The 6474-nt window shown below is 69.5% G+C and carries 6 protein-coding genes and 1 pseudogene; 2 read left to right on the top strand and 5 right to left on the bottom strand.

The window, feature by feature from the left end; translation table 11 throughout:
- Positions 1 to 39 precede the first annotated feature (39 nt).
- Positions 40 to 168, top strand: a pseudogene (locus tag ACWTSU_RS07150) (peptide deformylase); the annotation flags it as partial.
- Positions 169 to 204: 36 nt separating this feature from the next.
- Here ACWTSU_RS07150 and nth read toward each other — a convergent pair.
- The gene (nth, locus tag ACWTSU_RS07145) at positions 205 to 867 is read right to left on the bottom strand and encodes an endonuclease III (protein WP_455136879.1); all 663 of its coding nucleotides are present in this window, start codon (positions 865 to 867) and stop codon (positions 205 to 207) included.
- Between the two features lie 188 nt (positions 868 to 1055).
- Between nth and ACWTSU_RS07140 the strand changes: the two genes are divergently transcribed.
- Entirely contained in the window at positions 1056 to 2579 is a 1524-nt protein-coding gene (locus tag ACWTSU_RS07140; protein WP_455139182.1) for an aminotransferase class I/II-fold pyridoxal phosphate-dependent enzyme, read from the top strand.
- Here the strand turns inward: ACWTSU_RS07140 and ACWTSU_RS07135 are convergent.
- The 4 genes from ACWTSU_RS07135 to ACWTSU_RS07120 all read right to left on the bottom strand — a co-directional run bounded on the left by ACWTSU_RS07135 (position 2573) and on the right by ACWTSU_RS07120 (position 6354).
- The gene (locus ACWTSU_RS07135; protein WP_455139180.1) at positions 2573 to 2797 is read right to left on the bottom strand and encodes a hypothetical protein; all 225 of its coding nucleotides are present in this window, start codon (positions 2795 to 2797) and stop codon (positions 2573 to 2575) included. The genes ACWTSU_RS07140 and ACWTSU_RS07135 overlap by 7 nt on opposite strands.
- The gene (locus ACWTSU_RS07130; protein WP_455139178.1) at positions 2790 to 4112 is read right to left on the bottom strand and encodes a Y-family DNA polymerase; all 1323 of its coding nucleotides are present in this window, start codon (positions 4110 to 4112) and stop codon (positions 2790 to 2792) included. The genes ACWTSU_RS07135 and ACWTSU_RS07130 overlap by 8 nt, the downstream gene beginning before the upstream one ends.
- A gap of 148 nt (positions 4113 to 4260) precedes the next feature.
- A complete protein-coding gene (locus ACWTSU_RS07125) occupies positions 4261 to 5187 on the bottom strand; it encodes a carbon-nitrogen hydrolase family protein (protein ID WP_455139176.1) in 927 nt (308 codons plus the stop codon).
- A 63-nt stretch (positions 5188 to 5250) separates the two neighbouring features.
- Positions 5251 to 6354, bottom strand: a complete 1104-nt coding sequence (locus tag ACWTSU_RS07120; protein ID WP_455139174.1) for an iron-containing alcohol dehydrogenase — start codon at positions 6352 to 6354, stop codon at positions 5251 to 5253.
- Positions 6355 to 6474: the final 120 nt, after the last annotated feature.

The raw sequence follows: 6474 nt of genomic DNA, 5'->3' as shown, positions 1-6474 counted from the left end.
GCTCGCACATGGGAGGAGTCCAGGTGAGTAACCCGCTTAGCTAAGAGCAAGTGCTCCTTCGACGATCTCGTCAACGGCCAGCTCAAGGCTCGTCGGCGCGACTACACCGGCTGGACCGCGCAGATGATCCAGCACATGGTCGATCACTGCAAGGGCAAGCTGATTTAGCGGCCGGTCCCGGTCGGGCGGCGGGCGCCGCCCGACCTAGCAGCGCCCCGCGCTCGGGCAGATGTCGGCGAGCACGCACGCGTCGCACTTGGGCGAGCGCGCGGTGCACGTGTCGCGCCCGTGCTTGATCCACTGGTGGTTCACGGGGCCCCACAGCTCGCGCGGCAGCAGGCGCAGCAGGTCCTGCTCGGTCTTGAGCGGCTCCTTCGCGTGCGTCTTGGGCGAGAGGCCCAGGCGGTGCGCGATGCGGTTGACGTGTGTGTCCACCGCGATGCCCTCCACGATGCCAAAGCCCACGTTGAGCACGATGTTGGCCGTCTTGCGCCCCACGCCCGGCAGGCGCGTCAGCTCCTCCATCGTGTGGGGCACCTCGCCGCCGAACTCCGAGACGATCATCTGCGCGCACTCGACCGCGTGGACGGCCTTGGACTTGTAGAAGCCCAGGCTGTGGATGACCTCGGCCACCTCGGCCGGCGTGGCCTGCGCCATGGCCTCGGGCGTGGGCCAGCGGCGAAAGAGCTCGGGCGTGACCTTGTTGACCTGCGCGTCGGTGGTCTGCGCCGAGAGCAGCACCGAGATCGTGAGCCGGAACGGGCTCTCGTGGTCCAGGAAGCACTCAACCGGTCCGTACTTCTCCTCAAGGCGCCGGCACACCTCGACGGCGCGCTCGACCTTGGCCTGCTTGGTCTCTCGTGGCATGGCTCCCTCGCTTGCCCTCGTCGTGTCCCTCCGTCAGATGATAGCGTGCCGGCCGCCAATGCGACCGGCCGCGGCTCCGGTCTTGAAGTTCAATTCAGGTGTGCTAGAGTGTTCAAAATTGAACTCTGAGAGGACGTCTCTTTCAAGAAGTTCAATTTAGGGACCCACTGAACAAGGAGGAGCCGCCCATGAGCGAACCCGTGGAGCGCGAGACCTTCGCCGACCGTCTCCGCCAGGCGATGGCCGAGCGCGGCCTCAAGCAGGCCGACCTCATCCATGCTGCCGACCGCCAGGGTGCCCGTTTGGGAAAGAGCCAGGTCAGCCAGTACGTGAGCGGCAAGGTCACGCCTCGGGCCAACGTGATGGCGCTCCTTGCCAAGACGCTCGGCGTCGATGCCGCGTGGCTGGCCACGGGGGCGGGCGCGCCCGAGCGAGCCGCCGCGCGGCCTGAGACCGCGCACCAGCCCGCTTCCACCGCCACCCGTCAGGAGTCACCCATGAGAGAGTTTAAGAAGTCCTCCAAGCTCGAGAACGTCCTCTACGACGTCCGCGGCCCCGTCGTCGACGAGGCGGCCCGCATGGAGTCCGAGGGCGAGCGCATCCTCAAGCTCAACATCGGCAACCCCGCGCCCTTCGGCTTCCGCGCGCCCGACGAGGTCATCCACGACATGCGCTCCCAGCTCACCGAGTGCGAGGGCTACTCTGACTCGCGCGGGCTCTTCTCGGCGCGCAAGGCCATCATGCAGTACGCCCAGCTCAAGCACATCCCCAACGTGGACATGGACGGCATCTACACGGGCAATGGTGTCTCGGAGCTCATCCAGCTCTGCATGCAGGCCCTGCTCGACAACGGCGACGAGATCCTCATCCCCGCGCCGGACTACCCGCTCTGGACCGCGTGCGCCACGCTCGCCGGCGGAACGGCCGTCCACTACCTCTGCGACGAGGCGTCGGACTGGTACCCCGATCTCGCTGACATGGAATCCAAGGTCACCGACCGCACCAAGGCCATCGTCGTCATCAACCCCAACAACCCCACCGGCGCGGTCTACCCGCGCGAGGTCCTCGAGCAGATCGTGGAGGTCGCGCGCCGCCACCAGCTCATGATCTTCTCGGACGAGATCTATGACCGCCTCTGCATGGACGGCGAGAAGCACGTGTCCATCGCGAGCCTCGCGCCCGATCTGTTCTGCGTCACGTTCTCGGGCCTCTCGAAGTCGCACATGGTGGCCGGCTATCGCGTGGGCTGGATGGTGCTCTCGGGCAACAAGCGCTGCGCGCGCGACTTCATCTACGGTGTCAACATGCTCTCGAACATGCGCCTGTGCTCCAACGTGCCCGCGCAGTCCATCGTGCAGACGGCGCTGGGCGGCTACCAGAGCGTGGAGCGCTACGTGGAGCCGGGCGGGCGCATCTACGAGCAGCGCAACTACGTCTACGAGGCGCTCAACGCCATGGACGGGATCACGGCGGTCAAGCCCAAGGCGGCGTTCTACATCTTCCCCAGGATCGACGTGAAGAAGTTCAACATCACCGATGACGAGCAGTTCGCCCTGGACCTACTGCACGAGAAGCGCATCCTCGTCACGCGCGGCGGCGGCTTCAACTGGCCGGAGCCCGACCACTTCCGGATTGTCTACCTGCCGCGCATGGAGGTCCTGCGCGAGTGCATGGAGGACCTGGCCGACTTCCTGGCTCACTACCGTCAGTAGGCGCCCGCGTCGGCGTCCCCGCCCCTGCAGGATCGGGGCTCGTCGGCGTCCACCGGGGGCGGCGGCCCGCCGGCCCCGGCGACGCGGCCGAGCAGGGCGTCGCGCTCACGCTCGCGGATGAGGTCGTAGTAGCCGGTCAGCGCCGCGAACGGCATGAACTGGGCCGCCCGGTCCGCGTGCCGCCGCACGCCCGCGCCGCGCGCGTCTCGCTCACTCATGGTGGCCTCCCACCTGCTGGTTGCGCTCGCGCGCGGTGGCCCCGGGGCGGAAGCTCGTGCCCCTCACGAGCGCGTTCCTGCCAAAGCGCCGCTTGACGGCGATCGTGGCCTCAGCGAGGCTGCGCTCGGCGGTCTCGGCCCCGACGTCCGAGAAGAGCGTGAGGTCGGCCAGCTCCTCAGGGACGAGCGCGCCGAACGCCACGTTGAGGCGGCGGACGGGCCGGTTGGGGTCGGCGATTTCGTCGAAGAGGGCGAGCGCCTGCCGGGTGAGCTCCGCGCGCGAGGCGCTGGCCGCCCCGAGCGCGCGCGAGGCGTCGGCGGCCGGCGCGCGGCGGCCGATCACGCGCGTGCCGTGCTCGCCGGTGAAGGTCCGAACGGGCCCCGCGCCCGCCTCGTCCCGCTCGCGCGCGTAGCCCACGTGGAGCGCGAGGTGCGCGCACGCCAGGCCCTTCTCCACGAGGTCGAGCACGAGCGCGTCGACCATCTCGCGCAGTACCACGCGGGCCTCGCCGAAGTCGTAGTCGCGCGGGAGCACCTGGCCCGAGCCCAGGGAGTGCGCGCGCGGGCGGTATGCCTTGATCTGCGCCATCGTGCAGGGCTCGACGCCCCAGGCGTGGTCGATGAGCAGCTCGGCGTTGATGCCGAACTCGTCATAGAGCACCTGCTCGGGCAGCAGGGCGACCTCGCCCAGGCAGGTGGCGCCCAGCGCGGCCAGCCGCCGCGCGATGCCGGGCCCGATGCCCCAGATGTCCGTGATGGGGCGATGCGGCCAGATGAGGCACTTGAAGCGCTCCTCGTCCAGCTCGCCGATGTTGGCGGGGTCGTGCTTGGCGCCCACGTCGAGCGCGACCTTGGCCAGAAAGAGGTTGGGCCCGATCCCGGCCGTGGCGCAGATGCCCGTCTCGCGCCGGACCAGGGCCACGAGGCGCGCGGCCAGCTCGCGCGGCGGGAGGCCGTAGAGCGCCAGGTAGGGCGTGATGTCGATGAAGACCTCGTCCACCGAGTAGGGGTGGATGTCCTCCGGCGAGAAGTACCGCAGGTAGCGGGCGTAGATGTCCGCCGAGACCTCCATGTAGCGGCGCATGCGCGGCCGGGCCATCACATAGTCGAGGCCGTCCGGGATCTCGAAGACGCGGCAGCGGTTGCGCACGCCGGCCGCCTTCATCGCGGGCGAGACGGCCAGGCAGATGGTCTTGGGCCCGCGCGTGGGGTCGGCCACCACCAGGCGCGTTTCAAACGGGTCGAGCCCGCGGTCCACGCACTCGACCGAGGCGTAGAAGCTCTTGAGGTCTATGCAGAGGTACGCGCGCTCCATGGGTCCCGGCCGGCTCCGTCCAAACGTGTGTTCGCTCACGTGACCATGATAGCGGAGTCGCCGGACAGGAAGCGCGGCGGGCGCTCGCCTGGGGAGCCCGCCGCGCAAGAGAAGGGGGAGGACGGAGGGATGGGCCGGTCGGACCGTCTCAGTCCCACGTGCTGTCGGACAGCACGTCGTCGAGCATCGACCGATATATCCGGGGCCGCCAGTCGCTGCCGCCCACGGCGGGGTTGTAGGAGAACAGCACGCGCGAGGCAAGGCCGAGGTCGATCGTGGCGGTGTACAGGGCCTCCTCGTCGGCGCCGTCGGCCAGGAACGGCATGCCGGCGTAGTAGTGGGACCTGGCGTCGCGCACGTGCTGGCTCGGGCCAATGATCGAGCTGCCGCCGTAGAACCAGTTGTCGCGGTCGAGCCCGCAGAGGTTTGACGTCACCACGTAGATTCCCTCTCGGACCGCGATGGTCTCGAGCGCCTTGTTGTTCAGCTCATATCCCTTGGCGAGCGCGGTGGCGTTCACGTAGACCCGGCAGCCCTTTGCCGCGTAGTAGCGGGGGAGCTCGGGAAAGCGATAGGAGTCATAGCAGATGCCGACGCCGATCGGCCCCCACGGCGTGTCCACGATCAGCGGCTCGCTGCCCCGCGTGCCCCAGCTCGGCTCGGTGTTCGCCAGGTGAATCTTGCGGTACACGAGCGTCTCTCCCTCGGGCGTGGCGCACGCGAGCGCGTTGTAGATGACGTCGCGCTCCGTGCCGTCCGCGTCCGTCGTGCGCCCGTCGCGCAGCGGCAGGCCGCACATGACGTAGATGCCGAGCTCGCGCGCGAGGTCGGAGATCGCCCGCACGGAGGGGCCGTCCTCGCGCTCCGCGAGCCGGTACTGCATCTTCTCCGTAATGGGCACCTCGGTCTCGTCGTCATAGCCCGTGAGCGCCATCTCGGGGAACACGACCAGGTCGCTCCCCCTGTGCGCGGCCGCCTCGGCAAAGCCCAGGATTCGGCTGAGGTTGCGCTCCTTCTCGCCCCACATGGGGTGAAACGACACGACCGAGATGGTGATGACGTCCTTGCGGTCCACGAGAGTCCCCTTCGTCCGACCTCGCGACGTTCCCGCGAGGCATGTTCCGATTCGAGGTCGCCGTCAGGCGAGAAGCGCCGCGCGCATGATGCGCTCGAGGTCGGCCGCCTCGGGTCGCACCGGGCAGTTGGCGATGTTGCCCGCTCGCGCCGCGCGGCGCGCGTAGTCGGCCAGCTCCTCAGCGTCAAACGTCTCGCGCGGGCCCAGGAGCTCCCCGAGCGAGGTCGCGAGCGTCGCGAGGGAGTCCGCTCCCAGGGTGTCGAGCACCGTCCGCACGCGCTCGGGGACGCGCTCGGCGAGCCACGACAACCATGCCGGCAGCAGCAGGCCGTTGGCGCGGCCGTGCGGGATGTGTCGGAAGTAGGTGAGCGAGTAGCCCATGGCGTGAACGGCGGTGGTCCCGGTGTTTGCGATCACCATGCCGGCCTCGGTCGAGGCGGCCATGAGGCTCGCGCGGGCGCCTTCGTCGAGCGCGCCCTCGGCGAGGCCCCTGGCCCGCGCCCCGATGCGCGCGATCGCGTCGAGGGCGAGCGCGTCGGTCACGGGCCCGGCCCCGGCGGAGAGGTATCCCTCCACCGCGTGGGAGAGCGCGTCCACCACGGTGTTCACCATGGTCGGGTGCGAGAGGGACGTCAGGTAGGAGGCGTCCACGAGCGCGAGCGCGGGAAAGATGAGCGGGGTCGAGATGGACGACTTCGTCTGGGCGGCGTCGTTCGTGAGGATCGAGGCCTTCGTGACCTCGCTGCCCGTCCCGGCGGTGGTGGGGACGCAGACGATGGGCAGGCACCCGCCGGGGTAGTCGCCCGAGAAGAGGCGCTCGGGAGCGAGCTCGGGGTTTGCCGCGATGAGCGCCATGGCCTTGCCCGCGTCCATGGGCGACCCGCCGCCGATGGCGAGGATCGCCTCGGCGCCCGCCTCTCGTGCCGCGGCCGCCCCCTCGTAGGCGCACGCGATCGTGGGGTTCTCGGTGACCCCGTCGAACAGCTCGTAGCTGCACCCGGCCTCGTCGAGGGCGGCGCACGCGTCATCGAGCGCGCCGCAGGCGCGGGCGGCGTGGGGGCTCGTCACCACGAGCCACCTGCCCGCCGTCTCGCCGAGACTGGCTGCCGCCGCTCTCACCACGCCGGCGCCCATATGGACCCTCGTGGGCATGAAGTAGCCTGCCATGCTTCCGCTCCCCTCGTCGGGACGGGGCGCGCGGAATCGGGTTCCGGACGGGGGACCAGAACCTCCAGATCTTCGTCCCCCTCTCCCCGCAACTCATCGAGATTGGGGCTATCCTCTCGG

It is taken from the genome of Thermophilibacter sp., assembly GCF_966187215.1.
Note: the sequence above shows the minus strand (reverse complement) of the source record. Positions and strands in the feature narration are given on the sequence as shown.